At 59.3% G+C, this 19,280-nt stretch carries 17 protein-coding genes and 2 pseudogenes; 3 read left to right on the plus strand and 16 right to left on the minus strand.

What is annotated here, in order from left to right:
* Nucleotides 1–26 precede the first annotated feature (26 nt).
* The 3 genes and pseudogenes from NP503_RS28500 to NP503_RS28510 form a co-directional block, all read right to left on the minus strand.
* Entirely contained in the window at nucleotides 27–281 is a 255-nt protein-coding gene (locus NP503_RS28500) for a hypothetical protein (protein ID WP_127267914.1), read from the minus strand.
* 207 nt (nucleotides 282–488) lie between these two features.
* Nucleotides 489–773, minus strand: coding sequence for an AlpA family transcriptional regulator (locus NP503_RS28505; RefSeq protein ID WP_127267915.1), 285 nt, complete (start codon nucleotides 771–773; stop codon nucleotides 489–491).
* A 162-nt stretch (nucleotides 774–935) separates the two neighbouring features.
* Nucleotides 936–1,168: pseudogene (locus NP503_RS28510) on the minus strand (hypothetical protein); the annotation flags it as partial.
* A gap of 2,122 nt (nucleotides 1,169–3,290) precedes the next feature.
* On the opposite strand from NP503_RS28510, the gene NP503_RS28515 reads away from it, so the two are divergent.
* Nucleotides 3,291–4,877, plus strand: a complete 1,587-nt coding sequence (locus NP503_RS28515; RefSeq protein WP_127270412.1) for an FAD-dependent oxidoreductase — start codon at nucleotides 3,291–3,293, stop codon at nucleotides 4,875–4,877.
* 126 nt (nucleotides 4,878–5,003) lie between these two features.
* Here NP503_RS28515 and NP503_RS28520 read toward each other — a convergent pair whose 3' ends face one another.
* Nucleotides 5,004–5,336, minus strand: coding sequence for a hypothetical protein (locus NP503_RS28520; RefSeq protein ID WP_236383374.1), 333 nt, complete (start codon nucleotides 5,334–5,336; stop codon nucleotides 5,004–5,006).
* A gap of 211 nt (nucleotides 5,337–5,547) precedes the next feature.
* Nucleotides 5,548–6,434: pseudogene (locus NP503_RS33455) on the minus strand (hypothetical protein).
* 369 nt (nucleotides 6,435–6,803) lie between these two features.
* Between NP503_RS33455 and xth the strand changes: the two are divergent.
* Nucleotides 6,804–7,595 carry an exodeoxyribonuclease III gene (xth, locus tag NP503_RS28525; RefSeq protein ID WP_127266514.1) on the plus strand — a complete coding sequence of 264 codons (792 nt, stop codon included), beginning with the start codon at nucleotides 6,804–6,806 and terminating at the stop codon, nucleotides 7,593–7,595.
* A gap of 459 nt (nucleotides 7,596–8,054) precedes the next feature.
* On the opposite strand, the gene NP503_RS28530 is transcribed toward xth, so the two are convergent.
* The 8 genes from NP503_RS28530 to NP503_RS28565 all read right to left on the minus strand — a co-directional run bounded on the left by NP503_RS28530 (nucleotide 8,055) and on the right by NP503_RS28565 (nucleotide 12,499).
* Nucleotides 8,055–8,357, minus strand: coding sequence for a hypothetical protein (locus NP503_RS28530; RefSeq protein ID WP_127266515.1), 303 nt, complete (start codon nucleotides 8,355–8,357; stop codon nucleotides 8,055–8,057).
* 103 nt (nucleotides 8,358–8,460) lie between these two features.
* A complete protein-coding gene (locus tag NP503_RS28535) occupies nucleotides 8,461–8,775 on the minus strand; it encodes a DUF982 domain-containing protein (protein WP_127266516.1) in 315 nt (104 codons plus the stop codon).
* 515 nt (nucleotides 8,776–9,290) lie between these two features.
* On the minus strand, nucleotides 9,291–9,659 hold the full coding sequence (locus tag NP503_RS28540) for an SPW repeat protein (protein WP_127266517.1): 369 nt from the start codon (nucleotides 9,657–9,659) through the stop codon (nucleotides 9,291–9,293).
* A 31-nt stretch (nucleotides 9,660–9,690) separates the two neighbouring features.
* Nucleotides 9,691–10,002 (minus strand): RNA polymerase rpb6, encoded by a 312-nt coding sequence (locus NP503_RS28545; RefSeq protein WP_127266518.1) that lies wholly within the window; start codon nucleotides 10,000–10,002, stop codon nucleotides 9,691–9,693.
* Nucleotides 10,003–10,014: 12 nt separating this feature from the next.
* On the minus strand, nucleotides 10,015–10,782 hold the full coding sequence (locus NP503_RS28550; RefSeq protein WP_127266519.1) for an NADH dehydrogenase ubiquinone Fe-S protein 4: 768 nt from the start codon (nucleotides 10,780–10,782) through the stop codon (nucleotides 10,015–10,017).
* A 71-nt stretch (nucleotides 10,783–10,853) separates the two neighbouring features.
* Nucleotides 10,854–11,363 (minus strand): Hsp20/alpha crystallin family protein, encoded by a 510-nt coding sequence (locus NP503_RS28555; RefSeq protein ID WP_013525023.1) that lies wholly within the window; start codon nucleotides 11,361–11,363, stop codon nucleotides 10,854–10,856.
* A 73-nt stretch (nucleotides 11,364–11,436) separates the two neighbouring features.
* Complete coding sequence (locus tag NP503_RS28560; RefSeq protein WP_127266520.1) at nucleotides 11,437–11,907, minus strand: Hsp20 family protein; 471 nt, start codon at nucleotides 11,905–11,907, stop codon at nucleotides 11,437–11,439.
* Between the two features lie 238 nt (nucleotides 11,908–12,145).
* Nucleotides 12,146–12,499 carry a hypothetical protein gene (locus NP503_RS28565; RefSeq protein WP_127266521.1) on the minus strand — a complete coding sequence of 118 codons (354 nt, stop codon included), beginning with the start codon at nucleotides 12,497–12,499 and terminating at the stop codon, nucleotides 12,146–12,148.
* Nucleotides 12,500–12,784: 285 nt separating this feature from the next.
* Here NP503_RS28565 and NP503_RS28570 point away from each other — a divergent pair, with 285 nt between their 5' ends.
* A complete protein-coding gene (locus NP503_RS28570) occupies nucleotides 12,785–14,125 on the plus strand; it encodes a Do family serine endopeptidase (RefSeq protein ID WP_236383373.1) in 1,341 nt (446 codons plus the stop codon).
* A 1,125-nt stretch (nucleotides 14,126–15,250) separates the two neighbouring features.
* Here NP503_RS28570 and NP503_RS28580 read toward each other — a convergent pair.
* From NP503_RS28580 to NP503_RS28590, 3 genes are all read right to left on the minus strand, one after another.
* Nucleotides 15,251–16,504 carry a diguanylate cyclase gene (locus NP503_RS28580; RefSeq protein WP_127266537.1) on the minus strand — a complete coding sequence of 418 codons (1,254 nt, stop codon included), beginning with the start codon at nucleotides 16,502–16,504 and terminating at the stop codon, nucleotides 15,251–15,253.
* Between the two features lie 1,381 nt (nucleotides 16,505–17,885).
* Complete coding sequence (locus NP503_RS28585; protein ID WP_236383371.1) at nucleotides 17,886–18,317, minus strand: Ku protein; 432 nt, start codon at nucleotides 18,315–18,317, stop codon at nucleotides 17,886–17,888.
* Nucleotides 18,318–18,404: 87 nt separating this feature from the next.
* A complete protein-coding gene (locus NP503_RS28590) occupies nucleotides 18,405–19,265 on the minus strand; it encodes an ATP-dependent DNA ligase (protein WP_127266525.1) in 861 nt (286 codons plus the stop codon).
* Between the last annotated feature and the right edge of the window lie 15 nt (nucleotides 19,266–19,280).

Here is a 19,280-nt window from a genome sequence, read left to right on the forward strand (position 1 = left end):
GCTTGGACCGACGAAGATCAGAGGCCTTATGCGAGGCTCCATTGCCGCAGTAGCTTGCGGGCAGCTCGTCCGGACTGTGCATAGGATTCGGGTTGGTGCGTGCTGACCAGGTCGTCGGCAAGCACGCGTACCGCTTCGATCCCGAATCTGCCGCCGCCGAGCGGGAAAACATAGATGTCGCGGACGCCCTCCGTCACGCTGCCGACGGTATCTTGCAAACTCAGATCCTGGCGTTGGTTCAGGAGGCCACCTTGCGGCAGAAGCCGGTAGCTGCCGAACAAGCACGATCCAAGGTCGGGATTGTAGGTGAGATAATAGGAGCAATGGACATTGTCGAGTGGACGCGATGGATCCCATATATCCTTCGTTCCTAGGACATAATCATTCCTCGTGCGCAGGACGGTGGCGGATTGTCCGGCCTCGAGATCGTCCAGTTGAACAAGCCTCCTGTTTCAGTCTTAGTATCGGCGCTAACCATCCAGATCGCGCTATGCCGTTCTTGCCGCGTGATCCAGGCCTTTGACAGGACGGGCTCGGCGTTGTTTCACGTCGGGATTTGGTGCGCGGAGGATAGGTTTCGAGCGGCGGGCCGAAAGCCATGCCTGAACCTCGCCGAGGTCCCAAACCACGCATCGGGCGGTCAACGCGAAGCGTCGCGGAAATTCGCCCCGCTGTTCCATTTCGTAGATCGTGCTGTCTGCAAGGGGCACCATTTCACGCAATTGGTGTCTCCGGATTGTACGCTTCAGTACCTCTTCATTCGATCGACCCATTTCGCACTCCTCAGCATGGGCCCAAATTCAAGGCGAAGGTGTTCGATAATGAAAGAGCGTCCTGTCCCGCGTCGCATCATCGGCGGTTTTGACCTGCAAAAGGGACAAGTCACGCGTTGTGGTGGTCAACTTTTCGCAAATGGCTTCTGCCGCCACGACACTCGCGCCAACCCGCATCTGCAATCTCGGATCGATCTCCAGCGTGCGCAGGAAGGCGATTCGTTCTGTCAGCCCGGACTAGGTTCGACGCACCAGGTGCTTCCGGCGCCGAGCGCAGCCAATGAAAGCGGGTTTGGCCGATTCGACGGATCAACCTCCAACAGCCTGTCCATTGAGGCAAGCCGATCCAGCGAGATACCCGCAATGATCGCGTTCTCTGCCCGTCGGCGGGCAATCCGTATGCAGACCTGGTTTCTGATCGGCAATGATGTCGCCGAACTCATGACCGTTCTTTGGCAAGCGGCCTCGGCCGCACGATGCTCAAATCAAATTTGGTTGGCAGGTCAGGTCCCGTATTGTTGACGGCGGAGGTGGGCATTCGATGGGCGGGCGGGATGATTACCATCCGGACGTGTCGTTCAGGCCAGAGCGGCTTCCCGAAGAGTAGGAAAACGCCTGCTACGAGAACGATGATCAACCCCGCTGCGAACGCATTCGCGATGATATGACCAAGCCGCATGCACCCTCCACAGAAGAGTACCCGCCACGCCAAGCGAGCCGTGGCGGGTAATCAACCAACCGACGATGAAGGGACGATGATCGACGGTCACATTCCAAATGTCGAAAAGGCTGTGTTGTTTCACGGGTCAGACCTTTGCGCTTCTGCATTGGAGGTTCGTCGGTGCTACACGCGTGCCTGCCCGAACAACCATCTGCGCACGGCAAAGGACCGCCACCGATCAGCAATGACGGGCCCTGCCTCGAGACTGCTCGGCTGTAAACCAAGCTATGGACTGAACTTCGATTTCAGAAGCAGGTTCCCTTGATCTCCGAACTTGAACTTCAGTGGGTCGGCCCCTACTGGGGCGCCGAGGCGGACCCGGCCGAGGCTTGGGGGCCTCGACAGGCAGCGGGGGGACGCTGCCGCTTTCGAACCTGCCTCGTCATATCAGGACTAGCGCACAAAAAAGCCCGCCACCTTTCGGCAGCGGGCTCCTGGAGAGGCAGGCCATTTGGGGGACGGGTGCTGCCCCAACGAGTTTCCTTTTTGTCACGGCCCGATCTTTGTCAATAATGAAACGTTGCTTGGCTCGATGCGGACTGCGCCAAGGATGCTACAAGATTTTTGGATGCGGTGCGGACGAGAGATGGGGGCATCACTCGGACGCGACTGGCTCAGGCGGGCTACCGCATCCACTCCACCATCGCGTAATCTGAAAGTCCGCGCCCCAATGCCTCCACGGATGGAATGCTGATGGCATCCAACTTGCGCCATTCGGTTCCTGGCTATCAAAAAAGCCCGCCGCCTCTCGGCAGCGGGCAGTGTAGGTCCCTAGGATCACCCCGCGGTAACTAAAGTACACCCCGCCTCGCCAAAAGGGAAATGTTAGATTTCTCTAATGGATGATTCGGACCCTTGGGGCTCGCCGTGGCGTATCAAATACGGGAGCTTCTTGCGGGGCGGGTGATAGCCGAGTATCGCGCAGAAGCGCCGACCTCTTTCCGTGCAGCCGAAGGCGCAACTGGTCGACCTTTGACACTTCACCGGACGGGGGACTACTTCCTTGAGGTGACCGATGAGACCAGCGGGACAGTGTTCGCGTTTCAGTACGCCGACTTGCTCTACTGAGAGGGCTCGCCTCCGTTCGGCGCACTGTTGGGTGTTGCTGATTGAGCAGTGTGCACAGCGCCGTAATGATCTGCGGGGGGGAAGAACGGCTTGACAATCATCACGCTGTCTGGGACGCCTTCAGACCCCCAGGAAAACGCACCATCGCCGCTGATGTAGACCACAGGTAGGGTTGGGTTGGCTCGCCTGACGTGCCCGGCTACTTCCCACCCAGATTCTCGAGAGCCGAGACGGATGTCCGTAAGGAGGCCGGCGAACTTGTTTGGACCCTCATCAAACGCCTTTACGGCGGCTTCGGCACTCGGCACTCCTACGACGAGAAAGCCAGCGTCCTGCAAAGCAGATTCAAGGTCGAGCAGGAGCCTGTGGAATTCCAAACCCGTCGCCACCATCTCCCGTGAGGGTCTTCTGCGCCGCTTGCCTTGATGCAGTGTATGAATTCTTGGTGACCTAGTTGCTGGTCTCGGCAAAGAGCCGCTCCCGGTCCAGAAGGTCAATAACTTGTTCCGTTTTTCCTTACCCCAGAGCGTGGAGAGGCGCGCGCGGTTCCAGTCGCCTTCACCCTTGATGATCTCCTGAAGTGCCCCGCGGTCAATCACGATCTGCGACGGTCTACCCCTTGGTAGTCCCATTTCCGCGCAAGGGAGCAAACAATTTGGATTCGTCTGCGCATTTCGGATCAAAATGCAGTTCCGACCGTTAGACGCGCAGCCAGGTTGGAGGCAGCGATGAACGTCAGTGACGAAGCCACGAAATCTCTTTGGATGAAGGACACGGAGTTGCCCTCGGCCCCGCAACTGGAACAGGATGTGCTATGCGACGTGGCGGTGGTGGGGGCTGGCATGGCCGGCGTTTCTATTGCCTACGAACTTGCGCTGGCGGGACAGTCAGTGGTGCTGGTCGACAGGGGGCGGCTGCTCGGTGGGATGACTTGCCGCACGACCGCCCACTTGGCCCCGATCTGCGACGACGGCCTAAGCGAACTCGTCAAAATCCGCGGCGAGGATCTCGCTCGAGGTTTTCAAGAGAGCCAGCAAGCCGCTGTCGACCGGATCGAGGAACACGTCAGCGATCTTGAAATAGACTGCGACTTTCGTCGGCTCGACGGATTTCTTTTTCCCGCAGCCTGGATGGACGAAAAAGAAGCCACCAAGCAATGTGATGAAGAGTATGAAGCGGCCGGCAAGGTCGGCGCAGTCGCGGAACACGGCCGCGGCGTTCCGCTGAAAGGCCATGAAGCGGCGCCGGTGCTACGCTATCCCGATCAGGCCACGTTTCACCCACTGAAATATCTTCGTGCCCTGCTTGACGATTTCGGGGAGCGCGGAGGCAAGGCTTTTGCCGAAAGTGCCGTGACCGAGATCGAGGAGGGTGAACAGATCCGCCTTCGCGTGGAAGGGGGCGCAACCATCACCGCCGACAACGCCGTGTTTGCCACAAACTCGCCGGTCAATACGGTGGTGGCGATCCACAGCAAGATGGCGCCCTATCGGACCTATGCGATGGCATTCGAGCTGCCCAAAGCAACTCTTCCGGACGCGCTCTATTGGGATATGGACGATCCCTATTACTACGTTCGTCTCCAACCTGGGGAGGGTGACATCGACTATCTAATTGCGGGCGGTCGTGATCATAAATCTGGTGAAGCCGATGACGGCTCGGCGCGTTTCGATGCATTGGACGCCTGGATCCGGGCCCTTGTTCCGGAACTGGGCCAGGAAGCAGCGCGTTGGTCTGGCCAGGTTCTCGACACGATCGATTATTGCGGCTTCATCGGCCGTAATCCTGGCAGCAAGAACGTCTTTATCGCTACCGGGGATTCAGGACAAGGAATCACCCACGGAGCGTTGGCTGGCCTGCTCATCCGGGACCTTGTCGTCGGTGGATCCAGTGTGTGGGAGGAGGTTTATGCCCCCGATCGCAAGCCTCCCTTGGCATTGGTGAACTACGTTAGCGAGAACCTGACGGCGTTGAAGAATTTCGCGGAGTATCTGTTGCCCGGCGAGATCAAATCAGCCGCCGATCTGGAACCCGGTCAGGGCGGTATTCTCCGCGACGGTTTGAGCAAACTCGCCGTGTGCCGTGACCAAAACGGTGGAACGCACATGCATTCCGCCAGTTGCACGCATCTCGGCTGCATCGTCCATTGGAATTCGACCGAGCAGTGCTGGGACTGCCCCTGCCATGGCTCCCAGTTCGCGCCGGATGGAGCCGTTCTCAATGGTCCCGCTATCCGTCCTTTGTCGGCCCGGACCGGAACCGCCTCAGATTGGTCCAAGAGATCACACGCACAATCCCACAGCGGCGCAGACTGAAACTCCCGGTCCGGTCATGAACACCAACATTTCAACCGGGCGGGGCGCTTTTCCCACCTGGACACTCTTCATCGTTCAAAATATCTCGCTGAACACGAGGATCGCGAACGCGACGACGGTGTCGCGCTAGACCAATGCCATCGGCATGTAACGGATGATTACCCTGTCTTGCCGGAAACGGCGCTCCAGTTCGGAGCGGCGGGCGCACCAATCGGACAAGTCGACTTCTTCCGCCATGACCTCGAAGATGACAATTTCGTCGATGGCGGAGTCGGCACCCTTTTGCCACAACCCCTCCGCTGGCGCCTGAAGGTAGGCAGTCACGCCATCGAACCGGGCAGCCAGCTCTTCCTTGACCCGATCGAAAGCTTCCCGCTCAAATGGCCGGCCGTCATTGTCCGCGCGCGGAAGCAGGATTTGGAAGAGGTGCATGACGACTTCTCGCTGAAAAGCATCCAACGGCTTTCATGGCGCCCCGTTCCTTCGGGAATAGCTCGGCCGGAGTGAAACTGGCGAAGCTGACGCTTGAGCGGGGGGCTGAATTCTCTGCCGAAACACACGCCCATCATTCAACGCTACGACCTCGTGCTGCCGTAAACGTGCCTGAGGTCCGCTCGACGGAGAGCCCGATTAGCGACCTTCGTGCCAGCCGCACGGCCGGATGCGAGCGTCACATCTGCCGGCTGCGACTTCGCCCAATACGCTCTCGACTGCGGGCTTTTCGACGGGCAACTCTAAGCTCGGCAAGTGTTGGCCACCACCAACCCCTCAGGCGTTCGGTCGGGCCAGCGGCCACCCTTGCGGGCCATGTCCTTACAAGTTCGCCCAGTGTAGCGGAGCGCCATCTGCCCCAAACGAATTCGCCGTTCGAAGCCATTGCGTGAGGATAAAGGGAAGTTGCGTCTGATGGCGCGACCACTTCACCGGAAATGTCGGTGAAGACGACGACCCCGTAGAGCTCGGTTGCGACAGCGCGACCCAGGTGAGGTTGATCGTGAGTTGGCAACGGGTAGCGGTGACGCCGGCGTTCAGCAGCCAGTTGGCGCGAGGCTCTGTAGCCTTCAGTATTTCTGGCGTCCACACGTCGCCGTTTTCTTTCCTCCGGCTCGGCATGGCGAGCAGCTTTTTCGATGCTTGGCCACCGGCGCCGGAGCTCGTCATATGAGCGAAATGGAACTCTCCAGGCCCGCAATTCGTCGTCCCAACTCGACCACGGGACGGCACGCAACTCTTCAAGCACTGTCCTCGAGTAGGGCGTACGAATGCGCAGGTCGTCCGCGATGTCCAGATATTGGCTCGATATTGGATCGAAGGCGAAGGCATCTCGTCCCTTGCTGTCGTCGTCGGGCGTCGTAGCGCTGCCTCTTGCGCTAGCCACCGGTCAATCCGCCGGGCTGCCGTTGTGCCGGGCACGAACCAGCTCTTGCGCTCGTCACTCCATCTCGCGCGCGGAAAAGCCTGCTGAAACCGCTCGACCGCCATTCGATCGAAGGAAAAGCGGGCTTCGGCGCCACTTGCCTCCTGCTTCTGCGGCCCGGGACGTGGGTTGTAATCCATCACAATGCATCGTTCGCGTTTTGTCGCAGGCAACGCAGTGACGGCCCTAAAAGTTCATCTGCCTAGCAAGCCTCCGGACCCCTGAACCCACGCGAAATGCCAAAGCTGTAGTGAAACTTTCCCCCCGTACCGCGGTTAAGGAGCTGAGAGGACAACACCGTCTAAATCGAACGAGAGAGCGGCTGCGGGCGAGCCTCCCCAAAGGATCGGTCGCGTGCCAGAAGAGGGGAGGGCGCAGGAGGTAAAACATGGCATCGAGACACATCGGTCGCCAGCCCAGGCGCGAGATTTGCGCCGGTATAGAAAAGGAGCGGCGGTTATTGGCGAGGCTGCCTGCAAGACTGACAACCCCGCCGCCGGCATAATGCAATGACACGCATCGCGACCTTCAATTTGAATGGCGTGAACGGTCGCCTGCCGGTGCTCATCAGATGGCTAGGTCAGACCAACTATGACATCGTCTGCCTTCAGGAGTTGAAGACCTCGGATGAGAAATTTCCCGCCGAAGCCATCAGGAACGCCGGTTACGGTGCCGTCTGGCATGGGCAGAAGTCTTATAACGGTGTAGCTGTACTCGCCCGAGGGAAAGAGCCGCTGGAGCGTCGGCGTGGCCTCCCGGGTGATCCTGACGATACTCACAGCCGGTATATCGAGGCGGAGGTGGATGGGATCGTGATCGGCTGTCTGTACCTGCCCAACGGCAATCCAGCGCCTGGCCCGAAATTCGACTACAAGCTCCGATGGTTCGATCGTCTGATCAGCTACAGCCAGGTACTGCTCAGGGAAGGCTCCCCGAGCGTTCTGTGCGGCGACTATAATGTCGTGCCAACGCCGATCGATGCCGCGGTGCCAGGACGTTGGCTAGGCGATGCGGTCTACTTTCCGGAGAGCCGGCAAGCTTACGCCGAAATGCTTGGTTATGGCTGGATCGATGCTGTCCGCCGTATCCATCCGGAGAAGGGCATCTATACGTATTGGAACTTTTCGTATCGTGGCGGTTTCGACAGGAGCTCCGGCCTGCGCATGGACCATCTCCTCGTCAGCCCGTCACTTTCGTCCAGATTACGTGATGCCGGCGTGGACGCTGATTTGCGCGGCTGGGAAAAACCGAGTGATCATGCGCCAGCCTGGATAGAGCTCAACCTACCCGGCCGTGATTGAAGGGTGCCGTTGTTCGCCAGGATGCCGGGCTTTCGCTATTGCAAAGCTGGTCTCTGCACTTGAGCATGGGATCTACCAATCTCGTGGTGGCAAAAGCTTCGCATTCACTGCTGAACTGGCCGACAAGCGCAGGCAGTTTGCGGGCGCCGAGAAGTCGCTTGCGGCCGAAAGCGATGGCAGGGGGGATGTCCTTCGGCCGCCCGATCCAATTACTTCTCAGGCCGAGCCGCGCCATCACGCGCGACCGGCCATCTCTTTGTCGCTCCCCACTAACTATTCCTGTCGGCAAGCTAAAGGATGATGCAGGAGTGAAGGCAGCCAGCGCCGAGGGTACCCGCTGGAGCTCATGGGCTTGGCTTCGGGTGGCACCAGTACGGCAGCGGCCGCGTGGGATCGCTGGTCACGGCCTGTCAGTCAGGCATCTGGCGCATGCCGCGCGGCGGGTGAACTCGCGCGGAGCTAGGTGATCTCATAGTAAAAATCGCAAATCAGATCCGCGACCTTAGTCGCTTCAAAATCAGTCATATGCGCGGCGGTCTCAAGAGCGACAGTCTCCATATCGTCCTGATCGACGGCCAGAAGGTCTAACAATTTCGCAAACTTGAATTTGAGCTCTCGGTCGCCGTCGAATTCATCGATCGTGACGTTCAAAATATTTACGTTGGCGTCTATCAGCCGCGTTTGAATGCTGTCGGAAGAGGCCGCTAACGCGCGAACGGCCGCAAAAAAGTGCTCACGCGCTTTGGTGTATTTTTCGCCCATTTAGAAACCTCGGTGGGTTAAAATGCCTTGGACGTGAGGGCGGAGCCGGGACTTAGGCTTTCGATAGCGCCGAAGTCAACGCATGATTGCCGCCGCAGGGCGTTTAACGGTCACTTTCTATAAGTTCGTCTGCACCGCCAATCTTCGGCCCTGTCATCCAAGGCGGCGCCACGGGAATGTCTTCGATCACACCCACCCTGCGTGCCCAGGTCACAAACGTCTTGTGCGCGGCCTCGACAGACTTGCGACCATCATATGCCGAGTAGCATGTATCACACGCCGCCCCGTGGAGAAGGCCGCGCCTTTCGACCGGCCATTCTTCCAGAAATTCTATGGCATCCATGACGCAACCGATTTTTCTGAGGACGAGACTGTCATCTCGTACAAAAATCGGCTGTTTGAACGTAGCGCTTTCCATCGTGACCTCCCTTCCAGCCTAAAGCGACGCTTGTGCCTCTTCGGGTGACGCAGGATTTTCCTCGGCAAAAGCATGCCGGTCCGCGTGACGCCTTCTCGGCACAGAGAGGATATTGGAAATGCCTCTTTTCAGTTCAAGAGAGAAGTGGCCGGCCGAGCCCAGCAGCCTCTTGGCAATCGTGTCGCCGTGCACCCCATCCCGCTGCCGCGCGTCGGTTCAGTCCGCGAGGGCTTCGAGCCACCAACCTGCACGTCGGCGATCTTGCCCTCGCGTAGCAGGGCGGCCTCGAACCGGCTATGGGAATTCGCGTCAAGATGTACTGGAGTGCAGCAGCCCCGCGAAGGGCCGATCCAGTACCAGAGGTTGAACTGTGTTTCCTGTTACTCATGTCCATGGCGGCCACTTCACACAAACGCGGGATAGATCGCCGAACCGGAACGGCATCAGCATCGATTGTGGTCTCGCGCGTAAAAAAAGAGCGGGCCCGGAAGATCCGGACCCGCCAGCGGCTATGATCAGGCTGCAGAAAGCGGTCGGTTGTTCGCGAGCCAAAGGCTGGCTGCTGCCAGGGCCGCAACCACAACGCCAGCGATGACGTGCGACCACATTGCTGCCGCCAGGCCGGCAAAGCCAAGCACCCAAGGTGCGGCCACAATCCACAGGCCGACGACAAGGTTCGCCCATTCTTCAAATTTGTGGAACGCCACCAACGCGCGCGCCGCGATCAGAACGGTGATTACGCCCGCGATGAAGGCGTGCCAGACGGCAACAGCATCGGCAGCATAGCCAAGGAGCCAGGGCGAGAGCGCCAGCGCGATGCCGGCAAGGATATTTACGACATCGAGCGCCGGCCTGCTGCTGTCGGAAGTGAGATTCTTCAACATCGATCATTCTCCTTTCCTGCGTTTCAGTACGTCAATGTACCGCCCTTGAGTCGAGGGCGGGTGCGGCAGCGGGCCTGTTCGGCCCGATGCCGCAAAGCTTCTTGGGTCCCGATTTGAAACGGACGCAGCCCTTCGGCGAGATCGGCTCAGTCAGGAGGAAGGATTCGATCTCCCGAGGTTCGAACGCATTGCCGGCGATCTCACTCAATGCGAGATGCGGCCGGCTCTTCGGGCTGGCCGCCAACCGGGGCGCTGCGCCGCGCGCCCGGCCCGCTGCCGCGACCGCAAGCGCGAAGGGGTTCGGGATCGTACGTTGGGCGTCGAAGTCGATCAGTGGGTCCATTCTTGCCTCCAGTCATGCGGCTATCCGGGAGCATACCGGGCTGAGCCGAGTCTGGAATCTCTGGGTGCGGCCCTCCAAGGCCAGCAGAGCGAGTTCAACCTCGTCCCGTCGCGTCGGACGTGCATTTTCCGGCATGCCTTCTGCGGTGGCCAGGTCGATCAGGTACTCGTTCCAGGCCCAGTTCTTGAGCACGGCAAGTTTCTCGTCGAGTGCGAGTACCGGGTCATCCACGACCTCCATCGGAGAGGCGTAGAATGTCTCGGGCTCGGAAAGCGCCGTCTGTATGTGCGCTGCCTTTGCACCAGCGCCATAGTTGTGGCTTGCCTGAAGCCATGCCAATTGCAGCCGTTGCCAAACCACGTCGGAAAAGACGTGCCTCTGCTCCGATGCTTGCCTGTTGCTGACCTTGGCCTGGCAGCCAGAAGATGGAGCCTGCACCACGTGGTTGAGGCCTTGGCGCTCCGCATAACGGATCGCCGCCTCAAGCGTCGGAAAATCCAGTTGAACCTGGGTCAGGGTGTCCCGGCCGCCCGTATAGCCCATCAGCGGCTCGATGAACGGGGCTGTGCGAGGTTCGAAAATCAATCGCCAGTCCTTGCGGGGCTTTGCTGAGGTCGTGGCCGAGCGGCATGGCTGGTAGATCCGTGCCGTCACGCCATCCGGAAACACTGACCGCCCCATTGACAAAGCCGGCTCGTCGAGACGAGGCCGATTGTCATTGTCCGGCCGGCCGGAGGTCTTGGTTGGGTTTCTGATGTCGCTGCTTTGAACTGTCTCCATTGTCTGTCCCTCCCATAATGAAGGGTGGTATGAGCAGCGGCCGTTACGGCCGCTGCTCATACTGCCGTGCGTCAGTTCTTGCCGTTGATTGCGATCCGCTTGGCCTTCGCCTGCGCCCGCTCGGTCTTGGGCAAGGTCACGGTCAGCACCCCGTTCTTGAAGGCGGCGTTGACCTTGTCTTCCTCGACCTCGTAGCCGAGCGGAATGAGGCGCTCGAAGCGACCGTAGAAGCGCTCGGAGAACTGCCGGTCTTTGTCCTCGGTCTCGGAACGCTTCTCGCCTTTAAGCTTGAGCGCCCCGTTGTCCAGCAGGACTTCTATGTCGCTCTCGTCCAGGCCAGGTATTTCCGCCGTGACGCGGACTTCCTTGTCCGTGTCAGAAATCTCCACGCTGGGCCAAGTGGCGGCAAAAGAGGGACTGAAGGCCGGCAGTCTGGCGCCAAAGCTGCGGAAGGCGTCATCGAACAGCCTGTTTACCTCCCGGTGGAGGGAGACGAAGGGGTCTCGATCTCCATCAGGGAAGAGACTGGGCGCCGAGTTTCCGTTGCCCCGGCCCCATGGGATCAAGTCACGTACGCTCATTGTCTTTCTCCTTTCGTAGGTCTCTGAGCCGGGCCGGACGCCCGGCTCAAGCGATGCCTTCATAGTGGATTGCTCAGGCCGCCAGCTTCTCGGTCTCGACCTTGGGCGCTTCGATCTTCGGCATGCGAGCCCCGCTGGAGATCTCGACCTTGCGCGGTTTCATCTCCTCGGGAACCTCGCGCTTGAGATTGATGCTCAGCAGCCCGTTCTCGAGGCTGGCGCCAGCAACTTTGACATGATCGGCCAGTTCGAACCGACGCTCGAAAGCGCGCCCGTTAATGCCGCGGTAGAGATACTGGCCGTTCTCATCGCCCGATTGCGACCCGCTCACGACCAGCATGTTGGGCTGGTAAGTGATGGTGAGCTGGTCCTGCGAGAAACCGGCGACCGCCATGGTGATGCGATAGTCATCATCATCAACCTTGGCGATATCGTAGGGCGGCCAGTTGTCGAACGAGGCCACACGGCTCGCATTCTCAAGCATGTCGACCATGCGGTCGAAGCCGATGCTGGACCGGTACAGGGGGGTAAAATCGAGGTTCATAACCACATCCTCCTTTGAGCAACATGGATCATAGGAGGCGCCAAGAGCCTTGCCGCCTCCTGGTCTGCCGGCCCCATCGGGCGACCGGCGACTATCAAATTTAGAATCGCGACTTGCACCTTCAAGAGGAAGAATAGGAAAATTTTCAGCGGCAGTCCGGGCGACGCACCCATGCCGCCCTCCCGCCGGCGGGGTCACTCGCCGACGGATCCATGGTGCAGGAACAATTATGTGGCGCTTAAATCCGATCGATGAATGGCACGAACCCGGCCACCACCGCGCTGTCACTGCCATCAGGACCGGCAAGCTCTTCCGATTGATCCAATTGTTGCAACGCATCCATGATCGCATCGAAGCTGACCGGTTCACCCGCCCCCGGCAGCATGCGAAGCGCTGGCACGGATTCTACCGCGCAGGCATCCGACGCCCATGACGAAAGGATGGCGCGCTTCTCCTGAACGTCCAGGGCAACGTCGGCCAAAACGTCGTGGGGGTGTTTGAAATGCCGTGCCGGATGCAGCAAGCGGTCCAGAAAAACGTCAGGGGCCACGGGTTCAATCGAGGCAAAATGGGTCGAAATGGCTGCTTCCATTGATGGTCCTCCGCTTCAGACAATCTCCTGCGTGGTTGAGTTTGGCGGCTCTCGCGATTCCCGCCAGACGAAATTTTGGAACGTCTCAAGCAGGTTTCAATGGCTCGGCACGGGTCACATCCCCGTCGTCAACGCCTTAGAACCATTTTATCGGGCCGGTGAAACAATCGGCGAGAATCTCAGTTCTGGCGTCGGACGAAAATCAAGGACCCGAATCCGGCAGGAGAACCAGTCATGTCTTACCTCTCCAGGAACTTGTGCATTGGCTTGATCACAGGAGCCCTGATGCTCTCGACTGGCGGCCTTGCTCCGGCCACCGCACAGGAAATTCCGAACGACTTCAGCGCAATTGTGCGTCAGAAGCTGCCAGCCGTTGTCGCCATCACGACCAAGCAGATCATCCAGGATCAAACGACGCTCAACGGCTTTCTCAATCCCTTCGACGGGGCAGGGCGTATCCAGCCCCAGGTGCGGGAAGCACTCGGCTCCGGCTTTGTGATCAGTCCCGAAGGCTACATCGTCACCAATAACCATGTCGTCGCCGACGCAACTGAGATTCATGTCGTGTTCTCCGACAAGGAGACGGCGCCCGCCAGGGTGGTGGGCCGCGATCCGGCAACTGACATCGCGGTATTGAAAGTCGATCCTCGGCCCAACATGACGGCGACGGCCTGGGGGGATTCGGACGCGATGCAACCAGGGGCCTGGACCATCGCCATCGGCAGTCCCTTCGGCCTCGGGGGCACGGTCACTGTCGGCGTCCTTTCTGCCCGCTCTCGCGATATCCAGGCCGGTCCTTACGACGATTTCCTGCAGACTGACGCCTCGATCAACAGAGGTAACTCGGGAGGTCCTTTGTTCAACGCGCGCGGCGAAGTCATCGGCGTCAACACGGCAATCGTGTCGCCGTCAGGCGGCAGCATAGGCATTGGGTTCGCGGTGCCCTCGCGTACCGCTCGGACTATCGTCGACCAGCTGATCAGCACTGGCCGCATCGAGCGCGGCTTCATCGGCGTGCGTCTTCAGGAGATCACGCCCTCCATCGCCGAGGCGCTCGGAATGCCGGGCGCCAAGGGAGCGCTGGTTGCCTCTGTCGAGGCTGGCAGCCCGGCGCAGAAAGCGGGAATCCAGGCCGGCGACGTGATCACCCGGTTCAACGGCAAGGACATCCAAGGCGTCCATGACCTGACGCTGGCGGCAGCAAGCCAAAAGCCGGGATCGAAAGTGACCGTAACAATGAACCGGGGCGGCACACACCAGGAATTGTCACTGACTGTCGATCAGCGCAGGGATCAGGAGGAACCGACCGGTACCATTCCAAGCCTGGGGACAGAAGACCAGCGCCTTGGTCTATCACTGAGCCCCATTCCGGACGATGCGCGCCAGCAACTCGGCCTGCAGGCCGACAGGACGGGCGTGTTCGTCCAGGATGTCGCTCCCAACAGTCTTGCAGCCGAAAGCGGCATCCGGCCAGGCGACGTTATCGTGTCGGCCAACAACCGAAACATGACCCAGCCGTCCGACGTCCGTGAGGAATGGGCGAAATCCCGTCAGCAGAAAAGACCAATGCTGTTCCGTATCGACCGGCAGGGACAATCGCTTTTCGTTGCTGTGGCAAACTCCTGACTGACAGGCCAGAGGGCGTCGCGATCTGTGCTGCTGGCCTGGCCCCCTACCGGGCGCACCAGAGTTGTGAAGCTGATGAGCGGTGTGTTTTAGGTGGCGGTCCGTTTCAACATGCGGCTGCCGGAGCTGTTCTGCAGCTTTGCACACGCGACCTGCGACGCATCGGTCGGCGAGACCAAAGTCGACCTTAGGTTCGGCGCATCGGTGAGCACATCCTGGACAAGAACAAGGTGCGATCCGCTCCTGAGCGCGTGCGCGGCCTTGTGATGCTACTCGTACGATGGTGGGAAGTCTGAAGGCCACGCGCAAGCCCTTTGACTGAACTGAACCGGGCCCAAAGGTCGGCTTCATTGAGAAAGTGCCTGCAACGCTGCCGTGGATGACAGGGCCGAATTGCACATTCCATTGCTGATCTATTCCAGACGGGTGCCCGGTTCAGCCGGGTCGTCCTCGTCGGGCTTAAGCAAGTCAATAAGCGCGGCCCCTCGTGTTCCCGGAAGTGGGCGCCCCTGTCCCATTAACGCGTCGTCAGCAAAAGCCCACGCCCACGCCTCGCTCAATTCCTCGATCGACGCACCCGTTGCGATGATCTCCGCAACTGTAATATCGTCGGCTAATCCAATGACGGAGAGAACTTCTTGCCGTGTCATCGTTTGACCGCGTTCTGACTACAACCCAACTAGATGGAGATTTCATGGAGCACTTGCAACCGATCTAATGAGGGCTGTTGCAAGATTCCCTTGCGCAAGATCAGAGGCTGCGTAATGGCGCCATTCACCTGGCCAAACGCGCGCAACATAGGGCGCAGGGCGCAGAAATCGACGGAGCCCATGCGCTCGGCATTTGCGAAGACTCGGCAAATCATCCAGATGATCGCCCATCACTGAGGCCACTTGGTGGAACTCCTACTGGACCATCCACGCAGCGGGAATCGGCTATGGGTGTTCGCAACAACCCGGAAACTCGTTTCAGGGGATTATTCTCGAAAATCGTGGTCTGCCGGGCGCGATGTGGAGATACAGGGGAACCCTTGGGTCGTCTCGGTGGACCAAAGTCCCTGAACTAACCTGTTATCATCGACGCACGGGAACCCCGCGATTCAGAAGAGCAGATCTCGGGCCACGCCTATGCCCCAAGGCTGCCCGGCCGAATATGTTTGCGCGCGGATAACTCCGGTCTGTGAAGCAGCACCCTGTTGCGGCCGGTCTGCTTGGCCAGGTAAAGTGCGGCATCCGCCCGTTGCTGTAACTGCTCCGGCGAGATCGCCTCAGCGGTCTGAACGGCAACTCCAATGCTCAGAGTGACCCAGCGCGACACGCGGGATCCAGGGTTGGGCAAAGCGGCAGCCTCGACGCTCTTACGCATTCGTTCAGCCACAGCGGCGGCCTCTTCCTCGTTCACCCCGGGCAGGAGCACGAGGAATTCTTCGCCGCCATAACGGGCAACGTGATCGCGATCACGCCTGACGTTTTCCTTCAAGATAGTTGCGACCTTTACCAAACACCGATCTCCCTCCGCATGGCCGAGGTGGTCGTTTAGCTTCTTGAAGTTATCAATGTCGCACATCAGCATCGCGGCACCGGCAAGGCAACGTTTATCACTTCCCCATAGGTGCTCGAGTGTTTCCGTCATCCAGCGACGGTTGGAGATGCCGGTGAGTGGATCGGTCCTCGCCAGGAGTACCAGTCGATCATTGGCTTTCGCCAGTTCGGCGACCCTGCGTCGGTCGCGAAGCTCAAACAGGAAAGTCTTTTGAGCGAGAATTGTCATGATGCGCCGCGCGGCCACCGTTGCAAAGATACCGCTGGCGAAGAACAGCGTCCCAGCCACTGCACTCCCATGCGCGATGGCCGGGTTCTGCAGTTGAAGCATGAGATAAAGTCCGAGCGCCAGCGCAGCGATAGTCATCGTCCAGGCCAGGGGGATCCCGAAGATTATGATGGCTGTAATGGCCACGAACAACATGACGTTCAATTGCCGTTCGTAGAACTCGCCACCAGCGCTTGCTCCGACCAATGCGACTGACAACAAGATAAGGAACATGCCTGCGATCAGCGAGGTTCCTTGGAGCCAAGGCGCCTGCGGTTTACGCCAAACAAGGACGACGGCCAACGCCACGGGCGGGATGATGGCGCCGGGCAGGAGCATGGACTGCGCTACGACCCATGGAAGCAACGCCGCGTTCAGTGCCAACGTCAGCACATCCAAAAATGCCACCCAGATCATCCACGCGCGGATGATTTTGGCCGTTTGCGACCAGACACGTACTCGAAATAGGCGTTCGATCTCGCCACGCAGGCTGATTTCGCGCGTACGGCGCGCCAGAAGCCGGTCGACCTCAGCGGCTAGGGCAGGATCATCCTGCACATCGGGGGGCATCAGATCTGACAAGTCGATAGGCCTTACGCTGCTTTCTCCTGAACATCTATCCAAGCCATAGGCGGTCGGCGGTGGGCAATCATGTCAACTTACCCTGAAGATTTGATTTATAGCTGTGATTTGCGAACACTCGGTCCCAAACCATCTGATCCTCGATGCGCGTAGCCGAATTAACCTTTGTAATTGCGGTGGCGCTGCACCGCGGTTATCCACGCCGCCGCCGGGCTCGGCGAGATGTCCCGGGAGCTTCTGAAGTCGAGCACGTGAAGGAATGGGGGTGATGCCGATTCTCGTCATCATTGACCTTTCGAGTATTGCCTGCAGACCAACAGGATGGATTTGGCCATGAAAGGAAGCCGACCGGGTATTTCGTTGTTGGATTTCGACATACTCTCCCGGGCTCTTACGTCAGCCATCAGGGAGAGCCCGGAATCCGATTCGACGGTCCAGGCCCGCGAGCTTGTGTGCCTATACACCGGCAAAAAGTCAGCCGACCAAAATTTGATCGCGGCCTTGCTTCACGCCAGTCGCGCCCAGCTGGACTTGGAAGCATCCAAGGAAAATCGGCCCGGCAAGAATTGACTGAGTGCCTGCATCTGCTCGACGTGATCTCTCACCGGTTGTCTCCTCAACGGAGCTACGTTCCGAGACGAAGCCCAAAGGCCCGACCGACTGAGACGCAGCGCATAATTCCCGCGGGCGACAGGACGAATATCCTGACCGCGACACGATAGCCAGAAGGTCACCGAATGGACCTTTAAAGTCATGGCAGCGGGTTGGACTTCGATCGAGATAGCCGAGGCCATCGAGCATCCGGCCGTGGCCGACCGTCGTGGGCGCGAGGAAAACGCCGCTCTAGATGCCTGCTGCTCGCACGAGCATTTTGACCCCAGGGCGATAAATTTGAACTGACCTGAGGAACATGCATCTGCAGTCGAAGTTCGGGATGTGCTTGGTGAGGACGACTCCCTCCTTGAAACGACCAAGCTCTGGTGCGAGGGCCCGCCTCTGGTTCCGAGACCCGGTGGCGGGCCTATGCAATGCCAGCAAGCGTTAAGTTTTTTCTGCAGGCCTGGAACCTGTTTCTGAAATCGAAGTTGGGTTTGCAGCTTGGCTCCCCGGGCCAGGTCTCAAAGCAAGGCCCGCCGCTGTTTGTGTCCTCAGTGGCGGGCCTACTTCGTTTCCGCTCAACGCTACATTGCGCTAGATTAAAGCAACGATCATCCACGCAATCTCACATGGCCTCGGTCCATGGCCAGGTCGGCACGATCATTTTTTGGGTGACGGTGACCACGCCGACCAGTTGGTCACAAGGAGTGACCAAACGACGAGACCTATAGCTACGGGCACAACGGCAATCCGGCAACAAAGCCCGATGTGTCTAGGCTGCCCGTAACCTCCGGGATTTGGCCATCGCGTCGCGCAGGACGCCAAAGGCCTCCAGCGAGGCGCCGTCAGCCGGGATCAAGTAGTATGGCTTTTCGAGATAGCGCGTGTCGATCTCGGCAACCGGAACAAAGGAATCGACATCGAGTGTGTGCTGCGACGTCAGTTTCAGTTTCTTGATCTCGTCCGGCTCGACGTGGATGAACTCGCCCTTGTCCGCCTCGTAGCCTTTGATCTGATCCGCGACTTCGACAACATCGCCAGTCCCTTCGTCGACATAGGCACTCTTGACGGGTAAACCGTCGCTGCGGTTCAAAATCTTGAAGTGGATTTTCGATGCCTCGCTTGTGGCACCCACTATCTTGACCCCGCACGACACGGAACCGACCCTCAGAAAGCCCTTCCACACCGCGCGGGGCGCAACCATGCCGTTTCTCCTAGACCTTGATCTCGGCACAACGTCAGTCAGGCACACGGTTCTGTTCCGCGTCATGGGCAGCACCTTGTCGCCAGCTTATTCCTCACGGTAGTCCAGCAGCTTGGCGTGGCGGAGCCTTTCCTCGCCCTTTAGGAACCGCACGCGACCGACCAGACCAGGCTTAAGCCATTCGGCCTTTTCTTTCTTTAGACCGATGGGCACTGGTCCGCCGACCTTCCCTTGCACGCGATCCCATAGTCGCTGACGCTTGTCGGCTTTAAAGGCAACGAAAGCGCCGCCAGCATAGCGACCCTTGTCGGCCATGAGCACCATCGCGGGCTTTCCGGCCTCGCGCTGCACGCCAATGATGTCCATTTCCTTTTCGGCATAGCACTTGATCTTGCGCCAGTTCATCGTCGGCCCGCTGCGGTAGACGCTGTCCTTGCGCTTTGAGATCATGCCCTCCAGCCCTGCCTTGTCGACCAGGTGATAAACCGCATCGCCAGTGCCGGGCATGGCTTTGCTGACCTGAATGCGCCCGACGGCTGGTATCAATGCCTGCAGGATCTCGCGGCGGTCTTCCACCGGCATGTTGCGCAGATCATGCCCGTTCAGGTGCAGGAGATCGAACGCCACCAAATACAGGTCCCGCGACGGCTCACGGCGGGTAACGGCTGATTGCAGGGCGTGGAAGTCGGACAGGCCGGCCTCGTTGACCGTGATTGTCTCGCCATCGATGATGAAACTTTCCGCCTCGATCGCCTCCGCCTCTCCGGCAAGTTCGATGTAGCGGCCGGTCCAGTCGTAACCATTCTTGGTGAACAGCCGGATCCCGTTTTCATCCTTGATAATTTGGGTGCGATACCCGTCGAATTTGATCTCGTGGAGCCATTCGTCGCCTTGCGGTGGCGTGTCGACCAGCTCGGGCTCCATGGGCTTGATGAACTTCAGAGGCATGCGCCGACTCGCATA

The sequence above is a fragment of the Mesorhizobium sp. SEMIA396 genome, from assembly GCF_024518615.1.
GTDB lineage: Bacteria > Pseudomonadota > Alphaproteobacteria > Rhizobiales > Rhizobiaceae > Mesorhizobium.